Origin of the sequence: Priestia megaterium, assembly GCF_046599315.1 — a bacterium.
Classification (GTDB): Bacteria; Bacillota; Bacilli; order Bacillales; family Bacillaceae_H; genus Priestia; species Priestia megaterium_F.
Map to the genome: position 1 here is coordinate 85585 of NZ_JBKIKC010000014.1, position 25190 is coordinate 110774.

Below are 25190 nucleotides of genomic sequence, written 5' to 3' on the forward strand. Positions count from 1 at the left end.
GCCTTTTTGTAATTTAACTAGGTAACTTATAGATCCTATGATAGTTAAATAGAATAATTAATACAAATGTCTCAGTATATAATTAAAATTAGAGGTAAATGAAAGAGGAGATTTTATGAGTGCAAATTTAGAAAGTCTGCAAAAGGATTATCGTGAAGGTAAAATAGTACCATTCATTGGATCGGGCTTGTCAGTTCCTTTTAAAGTCCCTACGTGGGGTGACTTAATAAGAAGCCTAACTGAGAAGCATGCGGTTGGAGAACTAGAATTTGTAAAACACGCTGTGGAGTTAGATTTAAAACGTTATGATTATTGGGGTGCTATTGATGCTTTAAAAAAGTACACCCTAATAGAAGAAGAGGATATTCAAGAAGGAATTACTGATTTAATACAACAAAAACAGATTAAGCTTGTAGATAATGCTCAACATAATTATTCAGATTTAGCGAAAGATGAAATGCAAATACCTATTTATCAGATGAAAATGGAGAATAATCAATTTCAGTTAAAATCAGAAAGAATTCTATAATTCTCGCACTTTAAAAAAAGCAACCAATAGTTAGTTTTATTGGTTGCTTTTCAACGAAGACTAAATGGTGATTAATAATATAATTAATGTATAAGTTAAGATCTCTAAACATCCTATTTAGTTTGTTTTTCTAGATAGTCACTTATCATCTTATTTATATTTACACCAATTCCGTTCCAGTTTGGTTGAAGCTGCACGTAATCATTTATCTTCCGTAGTAGCCAATTCACTTTAGTTTCTTCAATATCTTCGCTTTGAGTAGATGGAGAATAAAATACTTCTTGAAGGTCTATAATTAGAGAATTTTTTATGTCATTGTAATATTGTGAAGAAACTTTGAGTTCTTTTAGTTTAATTAATATGTCCTCCACCCTATCCTTATTGTTTGTAAGTAAAACCAATTGAGCATACAAAAATATAAAATCCATTTTCTCTTCATCATATAGCTCATCACTATTCAGATTTTCTAATACGTAAAATGCCTTATTAAATTCCTCTTCACCAATGTAAGCATCTGCAATGAATATTTTTGCTGAGGGATTTTCATCAATCTCAATGCTTTTATAGTAACATTCAAAAGCTTTTGTCTGATCCCCTAGGGTCATATAGGCTTTTCCTAATCTCACGAGCGCATTTGAGATTCCCTTCGGAGTTGCATTTTTATCTTTAAGAATTTTTAAATAATAAGTAATCGCTTTTTCTACATAACTTTTATTTTCACATAAAGAAGCAGCAGTATTATAAAGATTTGCAAGTTGGAAATAATCATGTGTTTCTTTAAATGTATCTATGTTTTTCTCAGCTATTAATATAGTATCAATGAATATGTGTTTTGCTTGTTCTGAATCACCAATGAAAAGATACTCTACGCCTTTAGCCGCCATATATTGCAATTTGTCAGGGAATCTATTTATTTTTTGAATTAACTTATCTAGAATTTCACTTTTGGTTGAAAAAGATAATTCATTACGTTTTATTTCCAAAAACAATTGAAGAAGGTTTGTGTTGGAAATATCCTTGTATGAAAAATCATAAAGGATAGCTTCTGCTTCTTCAATGTTATCTTGGTGAAAATATAACCATGACACTTTATAATATGTTAAAATCTCATGCCAATTTTTATTATTAAAAATAGTTTTAAGGTTATTAAGCATAGAAATAAAATCTATATCCAAATTCCCTTGTTCTAAGATGAATTTTACCCTTTCAAGAATTGACTCTAATCCCTTTAAATCATCTCTTAGCATAGATTTACCTATAGTTGGATTAGTTAAGAGAAATAGCTCTGTCTCCCTTTTAACCCCTTCCATATACTGAGTTAAATTTGCTCGTGCATATTTAAGCGCCAATTCAAAGTTTTTGTGATTAATTTCCTTTTGCATGTCCATGTGCTCGGAGATGTTGGATAAAATCTCTATACAACAATTTTTGTACTTTTTCCCAGAACCACAAAGGCATTGCATGTTTCTTTCCACAGAAAATCTTTTCATAATTCTCCCTCATTAAAAATAGTTTTATATCAATTATAGATTTACATCTTATTACCATCAATAAGTTATTTATTAAAACAGCCTACACATAACTACTTGTGTTAGTCTAATAACAGTCAAATAGAAAAGAGTGATCAACCTGGAAGAAATAAAAGAGCAAGAAATCGATCTTGATAAAGTGTGCGACTATGCTGAATTTCCGGATAAGGTTAGTGGCCGGTGCGATAACTGCAACTCAGCTTACTTCAAAAGTTCAGTAAAAGGTGGCGTTTTCTTGCGCGAATGTAGGGAATGCAGCAGTGCGACAAGCAAGCAGCTTTAATCCCTAGTTTCAGTGTTACTAATACTAATTTATTAGGCTAGTAAACTTCTGAGTATAACAGATGTTCTCGCTCAAAACGGCTTTGCTGGTAACGGCATTGTTCGGTTGCATGAGAGTGAAATGCACAAATATCGATAGCTTATATCGGACGTAGTGCTAGAGAAAGAATGGTAAAGAAAGAGTTGAAGTAGCTTATAGCAAGTATACTTACTTATTTCGTGGCTAACTTAGTGTAAACCTTTGATAAACATCGTAATCTCTACCAATGGAAAGCATAAGCTGATACCATTGTTTACCTGATAGGGATCAATATTTGCCGCATATTGATTATTATATCCGAAAATCAGGCGGTGAAAAGAAGGAGCCTGTCCCATTCGTATCTGAAACAAGCTGAACTTGGTAAACCCAATTAAGTCCTAAGTCTTTTAGGTAAGCAAACCGTAAGGAAAGCCTAATTCTTAAGTGGGTATAGGACGTTAGAAAAAGCAAATGATGCTGGGGTGAAAGCTCAATCAACGGGATTAGTTGATGGCATATAGTGCCGACGAAAAATACAATGGCATAACTCGAAAGAGTGCTGACTTTTAACTGGTGTACAACACGATAAAAAATGGAACGTAACTACACTACTAATAGGAGGAGACACGTGATGATAAGCACATCCGAACCATTGATAGTGTCCGCGACTCTTCCACTTACTGATTTTGATTCCATCCCATGGGTTAAATTAGAACAGTATGTCAGGAAGTTACAGCAACGGATTTATCGTGCAGAAAGTCTTGGACATAAAAGAAAAGTAAAATCCTTGCAACGATTGTTAATGAGAAGTAAAGCATCTTTATTACTATCCATTCGACGAGTCACTCAAATCAACAAAGGTAAACGCACAGCAGGAGTAGACGGGTATAAGGTTGTTTCAAATAAAGAACGGACTGAATTGTTTAATAAAATGTACAAGTACAACATTTTCATGCATAATCCGTCTCCTACCCTGCGCAAATATATTCCAAAAGGTAGAAATACTAAATTGCGCCCACTTGGTATCCCAACAATGGTAGATAGGGTCTATCAAAATGTCGTTAAACTTGCTTTAGAACCTCAATGGGAACAAAGATTTGAGTCAATTTCTTACGGTTTTAGACCAAAGAGAAGCCCTCATGATGCAGTTGAAATCATTTTCAGAAAGCTGAATGCTAGATCAAAAAAGAAGTGGATCTTCGAAGGTGATTTTAAAGGGTGCTTTGATAATTTAGATCATCAGTATATCTTGAAACAAATCGAAGATTTTCCTGCCAAAGATATTATTCAAAAATGGTTAAAAGCAGGTTTTATTGATAATAACGTATTTAATATGACTGAATCAGGGACACCCCAAGGCGGAATTATTTCTCCTGTTCTTGCGAACATTGCTTTACATGGTATGGAAGCTGAAATTGGGGTGAAATATCGATTTACTAAAAGAAAGACAGGAAAAATCCAAAATGAAATAGTGGATACAAAAACAGTCGTAAGGTATGCAGACGATTTTGTCATCCTTTGTGAAACAAAAAGGGAAGCAATGAGTATGTATGAAAAGCTAAAGCCTTATCTTGAAAAACGAGGGCTAGAATTAGCACCGGAAAAGACTAAAGTTTCCCATATTAGTGAAGGATTTGACTTCTTAGGATTCAATTTCAGGCAATACCCCGTCAACAAAATAAAGGGTCAGTTATGGAAAATGTTAATCAGACCAAATAAAAAATCTATATCAAAAATGATAGGGAAAATTCGCGAATGTTTTAAAAAGAAACAAGGTAGTAACGTAGTAAATTTAATTAAAGATTTAAATCCAATCATTCGAGGATATGCGAATTACTGGAACACCGTCACATCAAAGAAGATATTTTCTAAGATGGATAGTTACATTTGGAAAAAGGTTAAACATTTTCTTAAGAGGCTCCATCCAAATAAGCCATGGAAGTGGATTAATACAGTATATTTCCATGCCGATATTCGGGGTCAAAGCAAGAATAAATGGTTATTGACAAGTCAGGATAAGAAATATCAACTTATTCAAATGAACTGGACACCGATTATAAGACATGTTCCCGTTACTTATCGAAACTCTCCTTTTGATCATAACTTAGGAGAGTATTATCAAAGCAGAGATATTAAAAAGTTTAACAAAGATAATATCGCATTAAGACAGAAATTGGCTAAAACACAAAAACACAAGTGCCCTTTATGTCAGACGTCAATTCTAACAGAAGAAGGGTTAGAAATTCATCATAAAAACCCTAAGTTTCACGGTGGAACAAATGAATATAGAAATTTAACATTGGTTCATACATCTTGCCATATTCTATGGCATAAAACATTTCCAGCCAAAGGGACAGTTCCAAATGGTAAACAAACTAAAGCATTTTCTAAAATGTTACGAAAAAGAAAGACAATAATATACTTATAGGATGTATTTGCAAGGTACAACCTATTCAAGACCGACTGGTAAATGTACACTTGAGCCGTATGTTCCGAAAGGGACACGTACGGTTCTTAGGGGGGAAAGGAATGGTAACATTCGTGACCTACCCGACTGAAGAAGAGTATATAAAATATAAATAGATGATAACTGGTCCCTTCAGAATTTAAAGGGGCCTTTTTGTTTATGTTCAATAAAGTTGAGTAATAGATACTTGAGTTTAAGTGAGGAGGCTAATCATTCAAATATTACGGTTTAGGCTCAATGTAAGAAGGAAACTCGGTAGGGTGATGCATTCCTGTTACAATTAAAAGATAAGCAAACACAAAAAATATAGTAATGATCCCTATTACTACAACGAAACGAAGAAACTTCTTGATTTTTCTATGTTTGCGAAACTCGTAAAAATTAATAACATTATTCATACAAATCCTCCTCGTCTTATTATTTAGAAACACAGAATAAAAAAGGAAGATAAAACCTCCTCATTTATAACTCCTAAGGTAGTTTTATCTCCCAATATACCATTATTCCGCCTTAATTATACTTGCAATTTAAAATTATCTGTCATTTAAAGTGTTAGCAACACGGTACACAACATTGAGGATTAGATTGTGTTACATTGGGATTTCTAGATGCAGTACCTTTTATTTTTGAAAGATAAGTTTCTCTAGTTGATGAATTAGTATCATGTCTCTGTTGACGAGATGCATGATCTATTACACGTTGTTCTTCTAGGAGTACGAATTCTAATTCATACATCATAATCAATCACTCCTTTTTAAGCTTCTTTCTTTTGCTCTTTATTAGCCTCACTTGAACAACAAGTATTCTTTTCGTCTTTCACTTCCACAATCTCAATATTGCAGCAATCTTTTTCTTTCTTATTTCCTTTAAAAATTGACATTAAGCCCATTTTCCTGCACCTCCATTAGAGTTCTAATACTAAAAATAAATACCCTGAAACAGTTGCCATGAGAAACACAGATACAATAAATGCACCTACTAACTTCTTACGGAAAATACTCTTTAACATAATGATTTCAGGTAAACTTGCACCAGCACCTCCTATTAGCAATGCCATTGTCGGAGCAATAGGGAATCCATTAACCAATAAGGCTTGGGCAATCGGTAACATCGTTGATAGTCGAATGTATAATGGAACACCAATAATAGCTGCAACAGGTATAACCCACCATTGATTTTGATCAGAGATAAATGTTAGAAAATCAGTTGGCACTGCCTCTTTAATAATTGCTCCTACGAATGCCCCGATTAATATATATACGACAACGGAACGAATTAAATCTATTGTTTCCTTAATGGATTCCTTTATATTTAAAACCAAGTCTTTTCGACGTCTTTCATCTTGTTCAGGTAGGGCACCTTTAATTACAACGTTTCTAACTTGCTCTTTGTAGTTGTTCTTATCTAAATACCAACCGATGATCATTGAGAACACAAACGTTGTAACGGTATAAATAGCTGTTACCTTTACTCCGTAGATATAAGCCATTAATCCAATAATCCAAGGATCTAATAAAGGTGAAGTAAATAAATAAGTCATCACAGTTTGGAAAGGAACATTACGATTTAGCATTGTTACAAGTAATGGGATTGTTGAGCATGAACAGAAAGGTGTTATAAAACCAAGTAATGCACCTGCTAAGTTTCCTAAAAAGGGATTTTTATTTCCCATCCACTTTTCAACTTTTTCGAAAGGTACGTAGGCTTGAATAAAGCTAATAAAAAATGAAATACCAAGGAATAAAACTAATAAGTTCTTACTTAAAGATAGAAACTCTAATAATACTTTTGTTACTAAATCCGGCATAAAGCATTCCTCCTCATTAATTTAAACTTCGAAACTATGTATATTTACAATAGTTGCAAAATACAACTATTGTTTTTTAAAAAAGAGGCATTAACAGCAACTGCTGTTTCTCATAGCCTCTAGAATTAAATCAATGCTTTCTAAAACTTGACCACGTTTGTTTTCTGGCACATTAGAAAGAATTTCTTGAATATATATATTCATCTGTTTAGCAATCTCATCTTCATATTGCTCCCCTTCAGGAGTAAGCGTAATGGTTACATATCTACGATCAGTAGGGGATTGTATACGACTTACTAAATTACGTTCTACCAACCCTTGAATATGACGACTTAATGTACTGTTATCTAAACCTAGTGAAGAAGAGAGTTCATTTAAAGACGGGCTTTTTGTGCGATCTACTTCAAATAATATATGACTCTGTACTAAAGAAACTCCACAACATTGTGCACCCTCTTTTTCGAGTAACCCAAAGCGTCTAATTAGAATTTGAAGCATTTGACGAAATTGATGAGATTCTTTTCCCACTTCTACGTTGTTCATAATCTTTTCACCACACCTTATTTGCTTGTTGAAACAATTGTAAAATACAACTATTTCAAATGTCAATGATTAAATTACCAATTTTTTCAGAATTTTTGTTGACGGTTCTAAAAATAGGTTATATTATCTAATTAACATAACAAAACATTTATATATAAAAAATAAAAATGTTAATAAAGTTAAAAGGAGTGCTAAATACATGTTAGCTTTAAATCAAAAACTAAATTCTTATTTTGATACTTTTTTTACTGAAGCAGTCGAAGGAGGAACACTGCCAGAAAGAGAGAAAGTTGTAGCTATTTTAACTTCAGCTACTTTATTAAATGATCAAGCTACATTGAAAAATGCGGTCCTAACAGCTAAACAATTAGGGTTTACTAAAGAAGAAATCGGTCAAATAACAGCTATTGCTATTGCTGTGAATGCTCAAAAGTTAAAGGATCAAGTCGAGGTAAAGGTAGAGAGTAAACCATCTTCCACATGCTGCCAATAAGGAGACGATCTATGGATAATCAATATGTTATTTTAGTGAGTCCTAGAGATAATGAAGTTCAATTGGTACAACAACAAGGTTATAAAACCATTTTATTGAGGAAAGAGATTTCATTTGACGAAATTTTTGATGTGGACGTCCCTATCGAAATTGATTTAAACAATGAAGAAGTAGTATTGGAAAAATGCTTAGAACTGGCTAATCAACTTGATATTATTTCAGTTTTTACGATGAATGAATATCGAATTCCTTTAGCATCTAAGATAAGCGAACTACTACAATTAAAGTACAAACTACCTTATGAAGCTAGTTTAAACTGTAGGAATAAAAAAATGGCCCGACAGAAATTAAATGAAGCTGGTATAGGGGAAGTCCAATATCGCCTTATTAATACACAAAGTGATTTAAAGACTGAACTAGAAGGGATTGATTTCCCCCTTATTGTTAAACCATCTAATGATTCTGGCAGTAAAAATGTTTACTTATGTAATAATGAAGCAGAAATATCAACAGCTATTAAACATATTGTACAGAGCGAGAAAAATATTGTCGGTCAAAGTCTTGATGCAGATATAATGATTGAGGAATTCTTAAATGGACCTGAATTTAGCATTGAGTCTGTAACGGTAAATGGTCAAACTACTATTATTGGAATTACTAAAAAACTTGTAACCCCGTATCCTCTTTCCATTGAAGTAGGACATGATTTCCCTGCGAATTTACATGCTAATGAAGAGAAGGAAATTAGAGAGCTAGTAGAGGAAAGTCTAGCTGTTTTGGGTGTGGATTTTGCCGTTACTCATACTGAAGTTAAATTAACAAATAAAGGGCCAAGAATCGTAGAAGTGAACGCTAGACCTGGAGGCGATGAGATTCCCCACCTTGTTAAAGCAGTTACGGGAATCGACCTTAAATCCTTAGCTTTTCTTGTTACCCTAGGCAAAGGAATCGATTCTTTAGATTTGTCTTCATCCACTGTTCCTTCTGCATCCATTCGATTTTTATTAGCAAATCAGGAAGGTAAAGTTTCCTTTAATGAACAGTTCCAGTCTGCTTATATAAAAGAACAGAAATGGTATGTGAAAAATGGTGAATCTGTCAAACGAACTGAAAGTAATTTTGATCGTTTGGGATATTTTATTGTCTATGGAGATGAGCAGAACCTTTCAAGTAGCAAAGTAGATTCTGTAGAAAAAGGATTTTCCGTAAAAATTAAGAATCCATTGGAGATTTAAATATGATTGCAGATGTTGAAAATAAATTTAAAGCGCTTAGTGATAAAACTAGACTTGCACTTTTAAAGGAAATCTCCTGTTGTGAGGAGTTATGTGTCTCTGATCTACAAAAAAAGTTTGATATTTCTCAATCAAAATTATCTTACCACTTAAAATTGCTTGTAGAGGCAGGTATACTCATACGTTGCGAAAGAGGAACTTGGTGTTATTATCAGGTAAACGATAAAGAAATCAAGCGTATCCTGTCACCTATTGCCTACCAAGAGATTATAAAAAACAGTGAGTCCAGATAACTCACTGTTTTTTGTTAAAAGCATTCTTTATAAGAATCAGCAGCTTTTTGATACTCTCCTAACTTAAAGTAAACATCTGCGACCTTTTTACATACATGATCACACGGCATAGATTGACTCACTAAAATTCTCTTTGCCTCGGTATAATTATCCAACGCCACTTCTACATTAGATAATCTATCATTAATATCTCCTAATAGTTCAAATGCTTGTGCCTTATGCTTATTGTTATCATCTGGTTTTATAATGTCGTTACATAATGACGCAGCCTTTTCATAAATCTCTTGTAGATAATATACTTTTGCAAGCTCTACTTGTGCGTTCATAATTTTAGATTCTTCAGCTTTAACATGTTTATAAATATTTATAGCTGTTCTTAAGTCAAGATCAGCTTGATAGTAGTCTTTTTGATAAGAAAATAAGATTCCTAGGTTAGTATAAGTACCAGCTTCATGGTATTTATCTTCACTCAACTTAAAGTATTTAAGAGCCCGTTCATAAGAGATTTTAGCCTCTTTATAACGCTTCAGCTCCATATTACAAACTCCTAGAGCCATAAAGATTTCTCCTGCTTTATAATACGTACCTAGCCTATCGTTTAAACCTCTCGCTTCTTCTAAGAAATTAATTGCTGAATAAAACTCTCTTAACTTACCATGAACAATCCCTAAGTTAACTAAAATAGAGATTCTTATCATTCCACTAATTTGATCATAAATCATGATACGATAGGCTTTATTTAAGATATGAAGGGCCTTTTCATTATCATGAACCTGACTGTGACTATGACCTAGGGAATCTAGTGAACGCAACATTTCGTTTGTATGATTTCCCTTTTCTAGTTGATAAAAACTTTTTTCAAAGAAAGTAATCGCGTGGTTATAGTCCTTTTTATACTCGTAATATTTTCCATGTATCCACGTTAAAATCCCTTTATCATACTCATTTAGGTCCTCACGGGACAAATACTCTTTTTTCTGAACAAATGCCTCCACTTTATCAAATGAATTTGCATTGACTTGGTTTTCGGCTGTTTTTATTTCTTTTTTCACTTGAGATAAAAGTAAGTCTTTATTTTCAACGGTTTTAAAAAAATCATCGACCGTACAATCTAGTTTTTCGCTTAATTTTTCTAATACATCAAATGAAGGTTGGACAAGTCCTTTTTCAATTTGACTTAGATAGCTTCTAGTAATGATGCCCTCTGATAGATGTTGCTGCGTTAACTTGGATTCTTTTCTTAATTCTTTTATGCGCTGACCTAACATAAAAACTACCCCAATCTTTTCGTTATTTTCCTATCTCTATTATTAACATTTTTGAACAAAATGTAAACAGTTTGTTAAATGTTCAAAATGTGTTGACAATGAATTCCACATCTATTACTATTTACTTATGAATTAACATTTATAACAAAGATTATAATAAAATAAAAATGTTAACTAATGTTAAGTGTTATGAAAAAGGAGGAACATACGATTAAAATTTGAAGATTAGTAGTTAAGAAGGATTAGCCTTACATAATTATGACGACAACAAGTCAAGTTTACCTTAAATAGTTTGAATATTATAAAAAAGGAGAGATAACGATGAAATTAAAATATAAGATTTGGTTTATGAAGGCTACAATTGCAGCAGCTACTATTATCATGATGTCGGACCCAGTTTGGCCACGTGTTTAAGTAAATTAAATGCTTATTAGGAAAAAATCACAGCAATCAAAGAACGGAGGGAGAAAAATGAAAATACGCTATAAACCTTGGTTTATGTACGCGACGATGGCAGCCGCCATCATTATCATGATGACAGATCCAGTTTGGCCATAAGAGAAATTAGGAGGGTTCATTAATGAATGTTTTACTGGTTTCAAATTTTGAAGGTGGCTTTCAACCAAATACAATAGCCACAGCAGCAACTCCATTAATCAAAGCCGGCTTTAACGTTTCAGTTTTAGATACTTACGTTGAAGGAATAGTTGAAGATAAATTTTTAGATAAAGATTTAATCGCTATTTCTGTTCCGTTATTCGATGCAGTGCATGCTGGAATCGAGATCGCAAAACGTGCCGCAGATCTTAATCCAGAAGCTCACATCACTTTTTTTGGACAACATGCAACAATTAACGCTAATCGTTTAGCTGGAAAGTATAGTAACTCCTGTATTTGCGGGGAATGGGAACATCCATTAACACTACTAGCTAAACATCTTTCTGGTGATGTACAAGAGAATATACCAGGATTATTAAGTGCAGAACAAGCTATAAAAGGGGAATCAATTCATCCTTATATGGCACGTAATCATCTAGATATACCTTCACGAGACTTACTACCACCATTGTATAAATACCCTCAAAAACAAATTAATCATATTTTAGGATCAGAAGAAGTTGTAGGCTCAACTGAAATTGCTAGAGGCTGTCATCATAAATGCTTATACTGTTCAGTATTTGCAGCATACGATGGAAAAGTTATTTTAGTTCCAGAAGACATTGTGTTAGAAGATATTCGAAATCTTGTAGCAGGAGGAATGACTCACCTTACATTCATTGATGCGGATTTCTTTAATGCAAAACACCATGGAATTAAGATCTTACGTAAACTTCATGAAGAATTTCCAAACTTAACATATGATTTCACTACCCGAGTAGATCACATCTTAGAAAATAAAGAAACCCTTTTAGAAATGAAAGATTTAGGAGTCAAATTTATTACATCAGCATTAGAATTTCCTTCTGAAGAAGTACTTGATGCGGTTGCTAAGAATACTACCGTTTCAGACATTGAGGAAGCGATTGCCTACTTAAGAGAAATTGATATCAAATTGAATCCAACGTTTATCATGTTTAACCCATGGACTAAATTTGAAGATCTGACGACATTCAGAACTTTTGTAGAGGATAACCAACTAGGAAATATAGTAGATCCAATTCAATATGAAACAAGACTATATTTGTATAAAGGCTCTCCATTATTACATAAAGAGTCTATTAAAGCCTTGGATTTAGAAGAACATGAATTCCACTATGATTGGAAGCATCCAGATCCTAAACTGGACGAGCTTTACTTTGAAATGTTAACGCCAGCTGAAGAGGGCATCTTTAAGCGATGCTGCTTGAAATGTTAAGGAGGAATAACTAGTGGCTGAGAAATCTATGGTAGCAGCTCCTGTTGGACAAACGCATGTCTTGCCAAAGATAGATCCTTACGCAGAAATAAAGAAGAAACTAATAGCAGAGTTTATTGGAACCTATTTTCTTGTTTTTGCAGGGACAGGAGCAATTGTCGTCGACTCCCTTACAAAGAGTCTAACTCATGTTGGAGTAGCCTTCACATTTGGTTTGGTTGTATTGGCTTTAATTTATTCATTTGGACATATCTCAGGAGCTCATTTTAATCCAGCAGTCACACTCGCATTTCTATTTCTTGGTGAAATCAACAAAAGAGAAGCTACACTATACCTTTTTACTCAATTAATCGCAGCTTCAGCCTCAAGCATTACTTTATTGTTTATGTTTGGGAACGTAGCGAACTTGGGAGCTACTCTACCTAGTGGTTCTTGGACTCAAAGCTTCGTTTTAGAGTTTGTTTTGACATTTGTACTAATGATGGTGATTTTAACATCAGCTGTACATGGTAAAGCAGTCAAAGCATTTGCTGGCATGGCAATAGGAGCAACTGTAGCTCTAGAAGCAATGTTTGGTGGTCCAATTAGTGGAGCTTCAATGAATCCTGCTAGATCATTTGGACCTGCAATCGTATCAGGTACGGTTAGTACGCTATGGATCTACCTAATAGCCACTGTATTAGGTGCCATTAGTGCTGCCTTCATTTATAAAATACTTCACGAAGAAGAGTAAATAATCAGGGGGAATGAAAATGAAAACTGCAAAATTAGTGTTACTTGGAGGATTTTTAGGGGCTGGTAAGACAACTACAATGATTAATTCTGCTTTAAAACTTGAGGAGCAAGGTTATCGTGTTGCCATTGTAACAAATGATCAAGGGAAAGAGTTAATTGATACTGAACTAGCTCGTAAAAACGGCTTAGATACAAAAGAAGTAACAGGCGGATGTTTCTGCTGTCAATTTGAAGACCTATACGAGAATTTAACTGGTTTATTAGAGGAAAAACAACCGGATGTCATCATTGCAGAAGCTGTAGGAAGTTGTACGGATTTAGCTGCTACTGTAATCCAACCTTTAAAGCAGTATTATTCAGAACAGTTTAAGACTGCACCTTTAACGATTGTTGTTGATCCAGCTAGATTGATGCATGAGTTAAATGCTACGGATGAAACAAGACCTTCTTTTTCACAATCAGTAAGTTATATTTTTGAGAAACAATTAGCTGAAGCAGATATCATTACGCTCAACAAATTAGATCGTTACTCTTCTGAAGAAATTGAAAAACTATATAACTATTTACAACAACGCTATCCACAAACTGTGATCCAAACCATCTCTGCAGAAAGAGGAGATAACCTTGATCTATTAACTGAAACATGGTTAACAACAGATTTAGGCGGAGATAAAGTTCTTGATATCGATTACGAACGATATGCGGAAGGAGAAGCACAATTAGCTTGGATGAACATCCTAGGTGATTTAAGTTCTGATCAAGATGTAGATCCACGTCAATGGGCTACAAACTTCTTAGATAGATTAAATGCTCACTTTGTAAGAGAAAAAATGGCTATTGCTCATTTAAAAGTTCATGTAGGACTTGAAAATGGATATGTGAAAGCAAGTATGGTTCATACAGGTGATGACCCAACGTTTACTGAAGAAAATGTACACGATGCAAAACAACTACGAGTGGTATTAAATATACGTATTGAAGCATCCCCAGCAATCTTAAATCTAGTTGTAGCAGATGCCATCGGTGCGCTTAATCAAGAGTTTGGTACGAAATGGACTGAGACATATAATGAGTGCTTTAGCCCATTACCACCAAAGCCTGTTCATCGTTTATACGAAGTATTGTAAGGAGAGGATATAAATGAAAACAAGTGATTTAATCGAAATCTTCCCAAGTATATCAGGTGCTCAATGTTGTGAACCAAATTCAGATGAGGATACTGGCTGCTGCGAAGATAGTCAAAATTTTTATGAAGAAAGCCTTGAGTTAAAAGAGCAATTAAAGGAGCACTTTGATAAATCGGTAAATGTGCATCTTTATAATTACGATATTTCAATGGATCGAGTAATGGCTCAGAAAAAACTCAGCGAATTAATTAAACAAAGAGGATTTCAGCATATAAGCGAGGATACAATCCTTAAGTATGTAACACCAGCTGTAGTTGTAAACGGGAACTTAGTAAGCTTTGCAACTAAACCTCACTTAGAACTAGTGGTAAAAGAATTTAGCTAAGTAGTAAGGAGCCAGTAAACTGGCTCCTTATTTAAAATAAGATCTATATAAATAAAACATTGGCTTCTAAATAAAGAGATAAGCTTTCTAAAAGCTAAAAAATTATATCAGGATGAAAGGGTTTGAAAATAGAGATGCAAAATCAAAAGATAAGTACAGATATAGCAGTTCAAACAGGTTTAAGAAAGAAATTAAATATTGGGACTAACCCTTTAACAGGTCTAATCATCGCCATTTTAACTACAACTTCCTTTGTGATAACCAATATTGTGCCATCGGGGTCTTTTATAACCTTTATCGGGTTATGTGTTGTTGCTTGGTTAGCAGCAGAAAATGGAGGAAACGATGTTTCTAAAGGTGTATCCTCATTAGTAGCTTCTGGTTACGCTAGTGCGTTAACAGCTATAATATATGGCGTTGTCATGACTGTAATTGGAGGAGTATGCTCCTTCTTTCTTGCTTCTAAACTAGTTGGTTTATTTACTGCCGGTTTAATGAATTCAGAATATCAACTCACGGGTATCATGGCTTTGGCTATGGCACTAGGGGCAACTCTTTGGGTAGCACTTGCCACTAAATTTTCATTACCTGTTTCTACAACACATGCCATTATCGGAGCAGTTATCTTAGTTGCATGTATCTCACAAGGTGTATCTAGTGTATTGTGGGGGAATCTTGGAAGTAAATTTGTTTTACCTTTACTTCTTAGTCCAGTATTAGGCTTATGTATAGCTTGGTTCCTTAATTTATTTGTAGATAAAATTAAAATCAATCCCCAAGTAGGAAAAGGGATTGCATGGATCTCTAGTGGTTTAATTTGTTTCGTTCGATCGGTCAATGATACACCAAAAATTGTAGCAATTGCTTTACTAGTCTCTGTATTAAATGGTTCCTCGGAGCAAGGCAGTACCTTACCATTTTCATTCTTCATCTTAGTTACTGTAGCGATGAGCCTAGGGAGCTTAATTAAAGGGCTGCCAGTAACAGAATTATTAGCAAAAAAAGTGACTAAATTAGATGAAAATAGCTCCTTATCAGCAGTGCTCACTACCACCTCTTTAGTTATGGCCTCGAGTCAATTTGGATTACCGGCTTCTACAACCCACGTAAGCACTTCTTCTATTATTGGAGCTGGATTAAAAAATGGACGAGAAGCAATGAATTTCGGAGTTATTAGAGAGATTATTCTATCCTGGGTTGTTACTTTACCGGGTGCCGGAATTATTGCAATGATTTTCTATTATATTCTAAAGTTGATCCTTTAACAGCCATTATATTTTTATACAATTGACTAAATAGAAGAACATTTAGAGCTTCATAAAAAAAGCCTGCCTCCGTTAAGAGGTAGGCTTTTCATTTAGCAGCAAGAGTTAGTATTAGGGACTTTTTCATTTGGACCTACATCCGGTCCAATCTTGTGAACATCACTATTTGCTTTTGTATAAAAGAATTCCCACTCATTTCCGTCTGGATCTGTTACCCAAAATTTATCTTGAACAGCATAGCAGCATGTAGTATCCATCTCTTCACGTGCAAAGAACCCTTCTTTCTCTAATCGCTCTTTATGAGCAATTACTTCTTCTGCGTTATTAACTTGGAATCCAAAGTGGTTTACTTGGTTCCCATTTACTTCATCACGTACATTTAGAGTGAAATTAAGTCCTGGTTCATCTAATAGAAACTTCGCATAATCCTCTTTTACCTTTTCAGGCTTTACACCAAATACTTTTTGATAAAACTCAATCGATTGGTCTAAATTCGTTACGTTAATCCCTACATGAACATATTTCATTTAAAATTCCTCCTTAGTAATATAACCTTTCCATTAAATCAAAAAAAGTTGATTTATAAGATGAAAAAATAAGGATAAAATTATCCTTTTTTATTTTTAAATAAACAACATAGCTTCTCAGATAATAGATGATTTAGTTGTTCATTATTTAAATCATAGTAATTCCAAGTTCCCTTCTTTTCTTTCGTAATTAAATCGGCATCCAATAAAATTTTAAGGTGGTAGGATAGCTTGGACTGCGATATACCAAAGAATTCGGTTAAATCACATACACAAGTTTGACCTCGTTGGCAAAGTTCATACATAATTTCTAGGCGTTTTTGATCTGCAAGAGCTTTAAATTTTTGTTCGTATTGTTCAAATGTTTGCTTCATATCTTTTACTGTATCCATTATTCTTCTCCTTAATCAACTTTTTTTGATCTAATAGTTAAATGTATCGTATGCTTTTTCAAAATTTGTATACGTGGTTTTTCCGCGTAACATTGGATCATTATGAAAAAAACGTTTGAATATAAGGGTTTTAGCTTCATTTTTGTTTATATTTTGTGTATTAGTGACTAACCGGAAATAAGCATGAAAATACTCTACAGATAGGTTTCCTGAATTGTTAATTCTCATTTTTTAACCTCACATTGATTGAATCAAAATTTCTTAATGTATTAATCATAACAATTGAAAATACAGAAATCAATTAATACATCAAAAAAAATTGATATAATAAATAAAGACTTAAGATAGGGGGAGTTTTATGAATGTTCGAATCATGAAAGAAGAGGACTTACCACAAGTTTTAAGTATTTATAACGAAGGAATTGAAGACCGAATTGCTACTTTAGAGGAGGATCTAAAGGACTTACCATACATAAAGGAGTGGCTATACCATCGCAACGATCGGTATGAGGTTATTGTAGCTGAAAAAGAAAATGAAATTGTAGGCTGGGCCTCTTTAAACCCTTATTCCCATCGCTGTGCATATAATGGCGTAGCTGATGTATCCGTCTATATTAATCGTGAGAATAGAGGAAAAGGGATTGGGAAAGCTTTAGTACACACCTTAGAAGTTATAGCAAAGAAAAATAAATTTCATAAGTTGGTTTTATCAACTTTTCCTTTCAATGAAGCAGGTCAGAAACTATATCGTGGTTTAGGGTTTCGAGAAGTTGGAGTTTTTTATGAACAAGGAATATTAGATAATAAGCATGTAGATGTGATGGTAATGGAAAAAATTCTTAAATAATTCATAAAAGCCTCTAAGGAATCGTTTAGAGGCCTTTTTTTATGAAATTTGATTTGGTGTAATTCCTTTTAATAAATTTTAATAAAAAGGTTGTAAATAATAACGAAAGCAAGTATATTATCGATATAAATATATAAATAAATCATTATATGATAATTAGGAGGTGTTTCTTAATGGAAACAACAAATTCGATTGAGATTGAAAAGGCAGCTCAAATCCTTAAGTTATTAGGAGATAAAACACGTTTATCAATGATGAAACTTTTACAAACAAATGAATGCTGTGTTTGTGAATTAGTTGAAATTTATGAAGCAAGCCAACCTTCAATTAGTCAGCATTTACGCAAGTTAAAAGACATTGGACTAGTAAAAGAAAAGAGAAAAGGTCAATGGATTTTCTATTCAATTAATCAAATACACGAACATTATGATTTTCTGGTACGTATACTCGATTCGCTGCCAAATCAGGATGAGCGTTTAATTGAATTAGAGAAACAAGGGTTACGCATTAGTTGTTGTTAGTAATTGGAGGTTTTAACTTTGACATCAGTTGTTTTAGCATCACTGATCTTTTTAGTGACATTAGTTTTTGTAATTTGGCAACCTAAGAATTTATCAATTGGTTGGTCAGCATGCGGAGGAGCCGTTTTAGCGCTTTTAGCAGGTGTTGTTGATTTTCATGATGTTCTTGATGTAACAGGAATCGTATGGAATGCAACACTGACGTTTATTGCCGTTATTATTATTTCCTTAATTTTAGATGAAATTGGATTCTTTGAGTGGGCAGCTTTACATATGGCACGTGCTGCAGGAGGCAATGGTGTTCGCATGTTCGTCTATGTGTCACTCCTTGGAGCTGTAGTATCAGCATTGTTCGCCAATGATGGAGCAGCCTTAATTTTAACGCCAATCGTATTAGCCATGGTACGAGCATTAAAATTTGAAGATAAAATGGTCTTTCCATTCATTATCGCAAGTGGATTTATCGCGGATACAACATCATTACCTTTGGTTGTAAGTAACTTAGTTAATATCGTATCAGCTGACTTTTTTGGCATTCGTTTTTCTGAGTTTGCATCACGCATGATTGTGCCGGATTTATTTTCACTTCTGGCAAGTATTCTTGTCTTATACTTATACTTCCGTAAAAGTATCCCTAAGAAATACAATCTAAACGATTTACAGAAACCAGTTGATGCCATTAAAGATGAGAAAACGTTCCGGTTATCAGGAATTGTCTTAATCGTTTTAGTTCTTGGTTACTTTATTGGTGAATTTTTTGATATTCCAGTGTCTATTATTGCAGGAATTATCGCTATTTTCTTCTTAGGAATAGCAAGACAAAGCTCTGTAGTTCAAACGAAAAAAGTATTGCAAGGAGCTCCCTGGGCGATTGTTTTCTTTTCCATTGGTATGTATGTCGTTGTCTATGGATTGCGTAATGTTGGCCTAACAGAAGTATTAGCAAGTCTTATTCAGACAACAGCTGACCAAGGATTGTTTGCTGCAACAATTGGTATGGGATTCATTGCAGCCATTCTTTCATCAATCATGAACAATATGCCAACAGTCATGATTGACGCCTTAGCCATTGACGCAACTCATGCAACAGGAACGATAAAAGAAGCTTTGATTTATGCAAATGTCATTGGTTCAGATTTAGGACCTAAAATTACACCAATCGGCTCCCTAGCTACACTTTTATGGCTACATGTTCTATCAACGAAAGGCGTAAAGATTTCATGGGGAACGTATTTTAAAACAGGCATCATTTTAACCATTCCAACACTGTTTATTACGCTTGTTGGTTTATATATTTGGTTACTCATTATTTCATAACATTTTAAAAGGAGATTTGACACATGTCTAAAAAAACAATTTACTTCTTATGTACTGGTAACTCTTGCCGTAGTCAAATGGCTGAAGGTTGGGCAAAAAAATATCTAAAAAATGATGAATGGGATGTACGTAGTGCGGGATTAGAAGCTCATGGGCTGAATCCTAACGCTGTAAAAGCAATGAAAGAAGCTGGTGTTGATATCTCAAACCAAACATCTGATGTCATTGATTCTGAAATTTTAAATAATGCGGATTTAGTGGTTACATTATGCGGTCATGCAGCAGATCACTGCCCTGTGACGCCTTCTCATGTAAAACGTGAACACTGGGGATTTGATGATCCGGCAAAGGCCGAAGGAACAGACGAAGAGAAATGGGCATTTTTCCAACGTGTGCGTGATGAAATTGGTGAGCGTATTCACCGTTTTGCTGAAACAGGCAAGTAATAGCTATTAAAAAAGCCGAGAGGATAACTCTCGGCTTTTCATTTTGATATTTATCATTATTCACGCTTCCTCTGCTTCTCATTATGTACTGCTTTAATCCTTGGGACATCTTCCTACCTCTTGTCCAATCTATAAAAAAGATAAGCAACTGGGACAACCACAAGCATATAAAAAAAGAATACATACTCTATGACCATCTAATCATCACCTACTGCGGTATAGTTTCTTTTTTATTTCTAGAAGTAGACAGGCAAGCTTACTGCAGTAGCTACATATTATCTAAAGAATAACGACTTTGCTTGTTAATCAGTATCTATTCCATTAGTGTTACCGCGTTCGTACAACCTTTATATGCATCGATCCTCATTTATTGCGTTCTTTTGGTGTAAGTTCTTCGATTAACGGTGCAGGTTAGTTGGTGAGATTACAAATTGAATATTTACATTTATAGAGCATTTCTTTGTAATGAGAAATGCTTTTTATATTCTTAAGAAATGAAAAGCATATTCTCATATCAATAACAATATAATAATAAACAGAAAAAATTTATTGTAAAACAATAAATCGTGTGTTAAATTCAAATGGACAATAAATAAGTGAGGTGCTTTATTATGAAACAAAGCTCAACAATATTTTTGAAAATAGCTCTTTTTCTTATGGGAGCTCCAGTTCTTACTTTAGGCATATTTGGCTTATTTTATTTAGCTAATAATATAGCAAATCCAGATTATTCCTACATACTATATCCTGCTGTAAGTATTATGTATCTTTCAGCTATCCCGTATTTTTTCACGTTGTATCAGGCGTTTCGACTTTTAATCTATATTGACAAGAACAAAGCGTTTTCTAACATCTCCGTAATAGCTTTAAAGAAAATAAAATACTGTGCAATGACAATTAGTGGCCTGTATGTTGTAATGATGCCATTTGTTTTTCTTATGGCAGAGAAAGATGATGCTCCAGGTCTCGTAATAGTTGGAATGGTCCCAATCTTTGCTTCATTGGTAATTGCAGTCTTTGCTGCTGTTCTTAAAAGACTTTTACAACAAGCGATTGATATAAAATCAGAAAATGACTTAACGGTCTGAGGTGATTAACATGGCAATAATAATTAATATTGATGTGATGTTGGCTAAAAGGAAAATGAGTGTTACAGAACTTTCGGAAAGGGTTGGAATAACAATGGCCAACCTTTCTATTTTGAAAAATGGAAAGGCAAAGGCAATTCGGTTTTCAACTTTAGAAGCAATTTGTAAAGCCTTAGAATGCCAACCTGGGGATATTTTAGAATACCGAAGTGATAAAGACACCCAAGATTAATAAAGTAGAAATACTTAATATTGAAAGGAAAAGAAAGTTATTCGGTGGTGAACCTATGTACACAATCCCAAATCTATTTAGCTACTATACCAAGCAGCACTTACATATATACAGAAAGAACCTTTGGAGGCACAAGTCATGAGAGCACTAAAACAACTGGTTCGTTTTGGTTGGGAGCAGGCCCTATCATGTTTGTTTCCTGTCGTTATTTTTGCCTCTCTGGCTCTTACGCAAGCTATTCCACTTCCCTTCCTACCAAGGTATGACTGGCTGCTCATTATCTGCCTTCTGATGCAGTGGTGGATGGTGCGTTCTGGTCTTGAAACACGGGATGAACTAAAGGTTATCACAGTATTCCATCTTATTGGACTTGCTCTTGAACTTTTCAAGGTACATATGGGCTCTTGGTCTTATCCAGATGAAGGGTATTTCAAAATTTTCGGAGTGCCTTTGTATAGTGGATTTATGTATGCGAGTGTAGCGAGTTATCTTTGCCAAGCGTGGAGGAGATTTAAGGTTGAGCTGGTTAAGTGGCCACCGTTTTTGGTAGTTGTACCTCTTGCAGCTGCGATTTATTTAAATTTTTTCATCCACCATTATTGGATTGACGTTCGTTGGTGGTTATCTGGACTTGTAATTATCATCTTTTGGCAATCATGGGTCACATACGAGGTTAATGGAACTCGCTACCGTATGCCACTCGCACTTTCTTTTGTTCTCATCGGATTTTTTATATGGCTAGCTGAAAATATTGCAACGTTCTTTGGGGCTTGGGAATATCCAAACCAAACCGATGGATGGAGTCTCGTTCATCTAGGTAAGGTGAGCTCATGGCTTTTATTAGTAATTGTTAGCTTCCTTATAGTAGCGACGTTAAAGCAGGTTAAGGGGAAAAATTCCACTGAGTTAGAGACTAGTCAATCTTTATAACTGCTAAGTACCTTCTTACAAAAAGATCGGAGCCTTAGCATAGTAGGAATTCCCCTTTTTTAGTTGAAGTTCCCTATCGTACAAAATTCTGAATAACATAAATGGGAAATAGCAATGTTTAAATGTTGCTTTTTTCCTTTATAAATAGCCTTTGATTTTAGATAAATTTAGTATCTATGGGAGGGTAAAATGAGGGAATCAGAATTTATATATGTAATTAAACTAATTATCATTGGACTTGTTCAAGGATTTACAGAACCTATTCCTGTGTCATCTAGTGGACACGTCATGATAGTGAGTGAAATTTTGGGGCTAGGTGAACAAGGGTTTACTTTTGCTATATTAACAAATACTGCTTCACTACTTGCGATACTTTACATATACAGACAAGATATCATAAGGATTATGATTAACTCAATTTACTATTTAAAAACAGGAAATCGCCGTTTTAAAAGTGATTTTCGCTTTCTTTGCTTTATAATCATTGGAACTATTCCAGCTGGGGTTCTTGGTATTTTACTAAATGACTATATTGCCGATAATGTGCATATGACAACAATTGCGTTGATGCTCTTCATAACAGGGGTTGCACTATGGTTAGTTCGTAATATGAAAGGGATAAAAGATGAGCGTAATCTCACAATTAAAGATGCGTTCATTGTCGGATTAGGCCAGGCTGTCGCTTTAACTCCTGGAATTAGCCGTTCAGGAGCAACTATTATTTCAGCAATTGCCGTTGGAATGAAACAAGATATTGCACTTCGCTTTTCATTTATGTTGTATATACCTATAAGTATCGGAGGTGCTATACTAAGTTTTTCAGACTTTTGGAATGAAACAAATAAAGTAGACTTAGTAATCCCCTATCTAACGGCATTTATTGCAACACTTTTAATGACCTATTTTGCAATGAAGTGGTTTATGGGAATTATGAAAAAAGGAAAACTGGTTTATTTTACCTATTATTGTTTCGTCGTTGGAGCATTACTTTTAATTTTCTTCTAAGATTATTAATAAAAAAGTTCATTTAATCTATTCTTTTAAAAAATCTTCAATTTCTAATTATATTGAAATATTAGGGGTTTAGTTCAATAAGCTAAATTAAAAAAGCCGATTCCTTACTGGAAATCGGCTTTTTAAAATTTAGCTTAACGTACAGAATTTCTGGAATGATCCCTTACTGCAGTAAGGGTTTTTTTTTATTTTTCGAGTGGACAGGCAAGCTTACTGCAGTAGCTACATAGTATCTAAGGAATTGTAACTTTATTACGTAATCAGTAGCTAGTTCAGTAACGTTACCGCGTTAATACAAGCAGTATACGCCTAGTGAAGCCCTTCATGAAATCTGTAAGGGAGCTGAGCCGAAGAGGCGAAGGGGGCGACCGAATGGATTGAGCTGAAATAACAGGTACATAAAAGACAAACAAATAAAAAGAATGAAAGAAGGTACCAACATGAGAAAAACACAAAGGTTTCCTTTTCGAAAGATCTTTCCTTTAACCCTCCCATCATCTCTTTCGAGACCTCGTCCTTTCAAGGCGTATTCCTTTGTTCCGTTTAGTCCACTTGCCATGCTTGACCCCACTATTCTAGCCATAGGAGGCATTGTCTTAGGAATTGCCATTATCGAACGCATACTAGAGCGATGGGGTGTCATTGATCTGGTTGATCAGTTCGCAAAGGTGATGCGCTTTATCTTGCCTGTCACCTTCTATAGCGCCTTGATTTATTTTTTTGCGACCTTTATGTTTTAAGGAGGAATGTTCATGTTTGAAAAACTCAAATTGCGTGGCCAATTGATTAAAGCGTTTCGTACGGCAGAGATTTACCGGATGGTGAAACGCGGAGACTGTACCTCCTATCTGTTTCCCAAAATTCATCAAATCGATAACCATCATACCTATACGAGGTATGTCTTTTCTTTACTAAATGGCATTGATCCTGAGCTTTTAAACAAAAAAAGGTGGGCATTACGGCAAGTATTAGGCAGCAACATCGAAATCCACGGTAGTTTAAAGAACTTTAGTATCACCGTTCATCACAGAAGCCTCCCTAAGATGCTTACCTATAATTATGAAGTCATTCACCCTCATATTGAAGGAATGGAACTCCCAGTATGCATTGGTCAAGATATCTATGGAAACCCCGTTTCATGGGATTTTTCCGATTTAGAAACGTTACTGATTTCTGGTGAAATTGGAGCCGGAAAAAGTAGTCTCATGCGTGTCATCCTCACAACATGGGTGAAACATTCATCGCCTGATGAGTTACGTTTGGTATTAGTCGATCTAAAGCGTGCTGATTTGGGCTTGTTTCATGGAATTGAGCATGTGGATGCGCTTTGTTTTGAGGCAAAGGATATGAGAAAACCTTTTGCATTATTACGAGCTGAAATGTATCGACGAGGCGATTTATTGTTAGAGCATGGGGTCACACATATAAGCAGGCTACCTTTTAAGCTCCCTCGTATCGTTGTGGTAATTGATGAAATGTCCATAGTGAAGAGAGAAACGGAGCTTGTAGAGATGATCCAACAGTTTGCCAGCCAAGGCCGTGCGTTAGGCGTTCATACCATTATTGCGATGCAGCGTCCTGACGCGGACTTATTAAATTCAGCGTTAAAGGCGAACTTACGAGTACGAATCTCTGGAAGGCAAGCCGATGCTACAAATGCAAAAGTAGCCGGAGTGATAGGCGCAGAAGAAATCGATGCTGCAGCCAGGGGGCGCATGAAAATTAAAATTGATGACGTGAAAGAGTTTCAAGCCTTTTTCTTAGATGAAGAAGCTTGCAAGGAAATACTTTCTCCTTATAAAACACGCGTAAAAGACCCTGAACCTCAGCTTGAGGTCGTACCACAGCCTATCTTTGGGTTATTAGAGAAGGAGGAACAACGATGAGCTTTCGGTTATCTCAGCGTGATAAAGACATCATTAGGTTTATCAATCAGTTTCGAGCTGTGGACCGAGACTCATTAGTGGAACTCTTCTTTAAACAGCTGAAATCGCCTATTAATGCATGCAATAGCGTGATGGTACGTTTATATCGGTTAGGGCTC

29 protein-coding genes are annotated in these 25190 nt (G+C 34.7%); 21 read left to right on the forward strand and 8 right to left on the reverse strand.

Annotation, left to right across the window (positions count from 1 at the left end):
* The first annotated feature begins 115 nt into the window (after positions 1-115).
* A complete protein-coding gene (locus ACLHDF_RS25810) occupies positions 116-529 on the forward strand; it encodes a hypothetical protein (RefSeq protein ID WP_413921403.1) in 414 nt (137 codons plus the stop codon).
* Between the two features lie 113 nt (positions 530-642).
* On the opposite strand, the gene ACLHDF_RS25815 is transcribed toward ACLHDF_RS25810, so the two are convergent.
* A complete protein-coding gene (locus tag ACLHDF_RS25815; protein WP_413921404.1) occupies positions 643-2019 on the reverse strand; it encodes an SEC-C metal-binding domain-containing protein in 1377 nt (458 codons plus the stop codon).
* Between the two features lie 130 nt (positions 2020-2149).
* Here ACLHDF_RS25815 and ACLHDF_RS25820 point away from each other — a divergent pair, with 130 nt between their 5' ends.
* Together ACLHDF_RS25820 and ltrA are read left to right on the forward strand one after the other, a co-directional pair.
* A complete protein-coding gene (locus ACLHDF_RS25820; RefSeq protein ID WP_413921405.1) occupies positions 2150-2341 on the forward strand; it encodes a hypothetical protein in 192 nt (63 codons plus the stop codon).
* Between the two features lie 649 nt (positions 2342-2990).
* Positions 2991-4787: a group II intron reverse transcriptase/maturase gene (gene ltrA, locus ACLHDF_RS25825; RefSeq protein ID WP_071275544.1), complete on the forward strand. Its 1797-nt coding sequence runs from the start codon at positions 2991-2993 to the stop codon at positions 4785-4787.
* A 260-nt stretch (positions 4788-5047) separates the two neighbouring features.
* Here ltrA and ACLHDF_RS25830 read toward each other — a convergent pair whose 3' ends face one another.
* From ACLHDF_RS25830 to ACLHDF_RS25845, 4 genes are all read right to left on the reverse strand, one after another.
* The gene (locus ACLHDF_RS25830; protein ID WP_413921406.1) at positions 5048-5224 is read right to left on the reverse strand and encodes a hypothetical protein; all 177 of its coding nucleotides are present in this window, start codon (positions 5222-5224) and stop codon (positions 5048-5050) included.
* 356 nt (positions 5225-5580) lie between these two features.
* The gene (locus tag ACLHDF_RS25835) at positions 5581-5715 is read right to left on the reverse strand and encodes a hypothetical protein (RefSeq protein WP_257064497.1); all 135 of its coding nucleotides are present in this window, start codon (positions 5713-5715) and stop codon (positions 5581-5583) included.
* Positions 5716-5730: 15 nt separating this feature from the next.
* On the reverse strand, positions 5731-6633 hold the full coding sequence (locus ACLHDF_RS25840) for a permease (protein WP_413921407.1): 903 nt from the start codon (positions 6631-6633) through the stop codon (positions 5731-5733).
* Positions 6634-6723: 90 nt separating this feature from the next.
* Entirely contained in the window at positions 6724-7176 is a 453-nt protein-coding gene (locus ACLHDF_RS25845; protein ID WP_413921408.1) for a MarR family winged helix-turn-helix transcriptional regulator, read from the reverse strand.
* Between the two features lie 199 nt (positions 7177-7375).
* Between ACLHDF_RS25845 and ACLHDF_RS25850 the strand changes: the two genes are divergently transcribed.
* From ACLHDF_RS25850 to ACLHDF_RS25860, 3 genes are read left to right on the forward strand one after another with little or no spacing between them, the layout of a single operon-like run.
* Entirely contained in the window at positions 7376-7669 is a 294-nt protein-coding gene (locus tag ACLHDF_RS25850) for a carboxymuconolactone decarboxylase family protein (RefSeq protein ID WP_221791420.1), read from the forward strand.
* 11 nt (positions 7670-7680) lie between these two features.
* Positions 7681-8904 carry an ATP-grasp domain-containing protein gene (locus tag ACLHDF_RS25855; protein WP_413921409.1) on the forward strand — a complete coding sequence of 408 codons (1224 nt, stop codon included), beginning with the start codon at positions 7681-7683 and terminating at the stop codon, positions 8902-8904.
* Positions 8905-8906: 2 nt separating this feature from the next.
* Positions 8907-9197: an ArsR/SmtB family transcription factor gene (locus ACLHDF_RS25860; protein WP_221791416.1), complete on the forward strand. Its 291-nt coding sequence runs from the start codon at positions 8907-8909 to the stop codon at positions 9195-9197.
* 14 nt (positions 9198-9211) lie between these two features.
* On the opposite strand, the gene ACLHDF_RS25865 is transcribed toward ACLHDF_RS25860, so the two are convergent.
* Positions 9212-10465: a tetratricopeptide repeat protein gene (locus tag ACLHDF_RS25865; protein ID WP_413921410.1), complete on the reverse strand. Its 1254-nt coding sequence runs from the start codon at positions 10463-10465 to the stop codon at positions 9212-9214.
* Positions 10466-11045: 580 nt separating this feature from the next.
* Here ACLHDF_RS25865 and arsL point away from each other — a divergent pair.
* The 5 genes from arsL (at position 11046) to ACLHDF_RS25890 (ending at position 15832) form a co-directional block, all read left to right on the forward strand.
* Positions 11046-12320 (forward strand): arsinothricin biosynthesis radical SAM protein ArsL, encoded by a 1275-nt coding sequence (arsL, locus tag ACLHDF_RS25870; protein WP_413921411.1) that lies wholly within the window; start codon positions 11046-11048, stop codon positions 12318-12320.
* A gap of 13 nt (positions 12321-12333) precedes the next feature.
* Entirely contained in the window at positions 12334-13053 is a 720-nt protein-coding gene (locus tag ACLHDF_RS25875; RefSeq protein ID WP_413921412.1) for an aquaporin, read from the forward strand.
* Between the two features lie 19 nt (positions 13054-13072).
* Positions 13073-14182, forward strand: coding sequence for a GTP-binding protein (locus ACLHDF_RS25880; RefSeq protein ID WP_413921413.1), 1110 nt, complete (start codon positions 13073-13075; stop codon positions 14180-14182).
* A 13-nt stretch (positions 14183-14195) separates the two neighbouring features.
* Positions 14196-14567, forward strand: a complete 372-nt coding sequence (gene vcpD, locus ACLHDF_RS25885; RefSeq protein WP_075422214.1) for an ArsD-related vicinal cysteine protein VcpD — start codon at positions 14196-14198, stop codon at positions 14565-14567.
* 122 nt (positions 14568-14689) lie between these two features.
* Entirely contained in the window at positions 14690-15832 is a 1143-nt protein-coding gene (locus tag ACLHDF_RS25890) for an anion permease (protein WP_413921414.1), read from the forward strand.
* 92 nt (positions 15833-15924) lie between these two features.
* Here ACLHDF_RS25890 and ACLHDF_RS25895 read toward each other — a convergent pair whose 3' ends face one another.
* Positions 15925-16359 (reverse strand): ArsI/CadI family heavy metal resistance metalloenzyme, encoded by a 435-nt coding sequence (locus tag ACLHDF_RS25895; protein WP_221791407.1) that lies wholly within the window; start codon positions 16357-16359, stop codon positions 15925-15927.
* 80 nt (positions 16360-16439) lie between these two features.
* A complete protein-coding gene (locus ACLHDF_RS25900) occupies positions 16440-16733 on the reverse strand; it encodes an ArsR/SmtB family transcription factor (RefSeq protein ID WP_413921427.1) in 294 nt (97 codons plus the stop codon).
* 376 nt (positions 16734-17109) lie between these two features.
* On the opposite strand from ACLHDF_RS25900, the gene ACLHDF_RS25905 reads away from it, so the two are divergent.
* The 10 genes from ACLHDF_RS25905 to ACLHDF_RS25950 all read left to right on the forward strand — a co-directional run bounded on the left by ACLHDF_RS25905 (position 17110) and on the right by ACLHDF_RS25950 (position 25032).
* The gene (locus ACLHDF_RS25905; RefSeq protein WP_413921415.1) at positions 17110-17598 is read left to right on the forward strand and encodes an arsinothricin resistance N-acetyltransferase ArsN1 family A; all 489 of its coding nucleotides are present in this window, start codon (positions 17110-17112) and stop codon (positions 17596-17598) included.
* A gap of 173 nt (positions 17599-17771) precedes the next feature.
* Positions 17772-18119, forward strand: a complete 348-nt coding sequence (locus ACLHDF_RS25910) for an ArsR/SmtB family transcription factor (protein ID WP_413921416.1) — start codon at positions 17772-17774, stop codon at positions 18117-18119.
* An 18-nt stretch (positions 18120-18137) separates the two neighbouring features.
* Complete coding sequence (locus ACLHDF_RS25915) at positions 18138-19436, forward strand: arsenic transporter (protein WP_413921417.1); 1299 nt, start codon at positions 18138-18140, stop codon at positions 19434-19436.
* A 23-nt stretch (positions 19437-19459) separates the two neighbouring features.
* Positions 19460-19882, forward strand: a complete 423-nt coding sequence (arsC, locus tag ACLHDF_RS25920; protein WP_413921418.1) for an arsenate reductase (thioredoxin) — start codon at positions 19460-19462, stop codon at positions 19880-19882.
* A gap of 611 nt (positions 19883-20493) precedes the next feature.
* Complete coding sequence (locus ACLHDF_RS25925) at positions 20494-20970, forward strand: DUF2975 domain-containing protein (RefSeq protein WP_413921419.1); 477 nt, start codon at positions 20494-20496, stop codon at positions 20968-20970.
* A 10-nt stretch (positions 20971-20980) separates the two neighbouring features.
* Positions 20981-21202, forward strand: a complete 222-nt coding sequence (locus tag ACLHDF_RS25930; protein WP_034656243.1) for a helix-turn-helix domain-containing protein — start codon at positions 20981-20983, stop codon at positions 21200-21202.
* Between the two features lie 138 nt (positions 21203-21340).
* Entirely contained in the window at positions 21341-22132 is a 792-nt protein-coding gene (locus ACLHDF_RS25935; protein WP_413921428.1) for a DUF817 domain-containing protein, read from the forward strand.
* Between the two features lie 189 nt (positions 22133-22321).
* Positions 22322-23137, forward strand: coding sequence for an undecaprenyl-diphosphate phosphatase (locus ACLHDF_RS25940; protein WP_413921420.1), 816 nt, complete (start codon positions 22322-22324; stop codon positions 23135-23137).
* Between the two features lie 449 nt (positions 23138-23586).
* Positions 23587-23886, forward strand: coding sequence for a hypothetical protein (locus ACLHDF_RS25945; RefSeq protein ID WP_413921421.1), 300 nt, complete (start codon positions 23587-23589; stop codon positions 23884-23886).
* 12 nt (positions 23887-23898) lie between these two features.
* Complete coding sequence (locus tag ACLHDF_RS25950) at positions 23899-25032, forward strand: FtsK/SpoIIIE domain-containing protein (protein ID WP_413921422.1); 1134 nt, start codon at positions 23899-23901, stop codon at positions 25030-25032.
* Positions 25033-25190: the final 158 nt, after the last annotated feature.

Excerpts from the sequence above, each read along its gene's own strand:
- ACLHDF_RS25810 (WP_413921403.1), top strand. The coding sequence starts at position 116 with ATGAGTGCAAATTTAGAAAGTCTGCAAAAGGATTATCGTGAAGGTAAA.
- ACLHDF_RS25815 (WP_413921404.1), bottom strand. The coding sequence starts at position 2,019 with ATGAAAAGATTTTCTGTGGAAAGAAACATGCAATGCCTTTGTGGTTCT.
- ltrA (WP_071275544.1), top strand. The coding sequence starts at position 2,991 with ATGATAAGCACATCCGAACCATTGATAGTGTCCGCGACTCTTCCACTT.
- ACLHDF_RS25830 (WP_413921406.1), bottom strand. The coding sequence starts at position 5,224 with ATGAATAATGTTATTAATTTTTACGAGTTTCGCAAACATAGAAAAATC.
- ACLHDF_RS25835 (WP_257064497.1), bottom strand. The coding sequence starts at position 5,715 with ATGGGCTTAATGTCAATTTTTAAAGGAAATAAGAAAGAAAAAGATTGC.
- ACLHDF_RS25840 (WP_413921407.1), bottom strand. The coding sequence starts at position 6,633 with ATGCCGGATTTAGTAACAAAAGTATTATTAGAGTTTCTATCTTTAAGT.
- ACLHDF_RS25845 (WP_413921408.1), bottom strand. The coding sequence starts at position 7,176 with ATGAACAACGTAGAAGTGGGAAAAGAATCTCATCAATTTCGTCAAATG.
- ACLHDF_RS25850 (WP_221791420.1), top strand. The coding sequence starts at position 7,376 with ATGTTAGCTTTAAATCAAAAACTAAATTCTTATTTTGATACTTTTTTT.
- ACLHDF_RS25855 (WP_413921409.1), top strand. The coding sequence starts at position 7,681 with ATGGATAATCAATATGTTATTTTAGTGAGTCCTAGAGATAATGAAGTT.
- ACLHDF_RS25860 (WP_221791416.1), top strand. The coding sequence starts at position 8,907 with ATGATTGCAGATGTTGAAAATAAATTTAAAGCGCTTAGTGATAAAACT.
- ACLHDF_RS25865 (WP_413921410.1), bottom strand. The coding sequence starts at position 10,465 with ATGTTAGGTCAGCGCATAAAAGAATTAAGAAAAGAATCCAAGTTAACG.
- arsL (WP_413921411.1), top strand. The coding sequence starts at position 11,046 with ATGAATGTTTTACTGGTTTCAAATTTTGAAGGTGGCTTTCAACCAAAT.
- ACLHDF_RS25880 (WP_413921413.1), top strand. The coding sequence starts at position 13,073 with ATGAAAACTGCAAAATTAGTGTTACTTGGAGGATTTTTAGGGGCTGGT.
- vcpD (WP_075422214.1), top strand. The coding sequence starts at position 14,196 with ATGAAAACAAGTGATTTAATCGAAATCTTCCCAAGTATATCAGGTGCT.
- ACLHDF_RS25895 (WP_221791407.1), bottom strand. The coding sequence starts at position 16,359 with ATGAAATATGTTCATGTAGGGATTAACGTAACGAATTTAGACCAATCG.
- ACLHDF_RS25900 (WP_413921427.1), bottom strand. The coding sequence starts at position 16,733 with ATGAAGCAAACATTTGAACAATACGAACAAAAATTTAAAGCTCTTGCA.
- ACLHDF_RS25905 (WP_413921415.1), top strand. The coding sequence starts at position 17,110 with ATGAATGTTCGAATCATGAAAGAAGAGGACTTACCACAAGTTTTAAGT.
- ACLHDF_RS25910 (WP_413921416.1), top strand. The coding sequence starts at position 17,772 with ATGGAAACAACAAATTCGATTGAGATTGAAAAGGCAGCTCAAATCCTT.
- arsC (WP_413921418.1), top strand. The coding sequence starts at position 19,460 with ATGTCTAAAAAAACAATTTACTTCTTATGTACTGGTAACTCTTGCCGT.
- ACLHDF_RS25925 (WP_413921419.1), top strand. The coding sequence starts at position 20,494 with ATGAAACAAAGCTCAACAATATTTTTGAAAATAGCTCTTTTTCTTATG.
- ACLHDF_RS25930 (WP_034656243.1), top strand. The coding sequence starts at position 20,981 with ATGGCAATAATAATTAATATTGATGTGATGTTGGCTAAAAGGAAAATG.
- ACLHDF_RS25935 (WP_413921428.1), top strand. The coding sequence starts at position 21,341 with ATGAGAGCACTAAAACAACTGGTTCGTTTTGGTTGGGAGCAGGCCCTA.
- ACLHDF_RS25940 (WP_413921420.1), top strand. The coding sequence starts at position 22,322 with ATGAGGGAATCAGAATTTATATATGTAATTAAACTAATTATCATTGGA.
- ACLHDF_RS25945 (WP_413921421.1), top strand. The coding sequence starts at position 23,587 with ATGAGAAAAACACAAAGGTTTCCTTTTCGAAAGATCTTTCCTTTAACC.
- ACLHDF_RS25950 (WP_413921422.1), top strand. The coding sequence starts at position 23,899 with ATGTTTGAAAAACTCAAATTGCGTGGCCAATTGATTAAAGCGTTTCGT.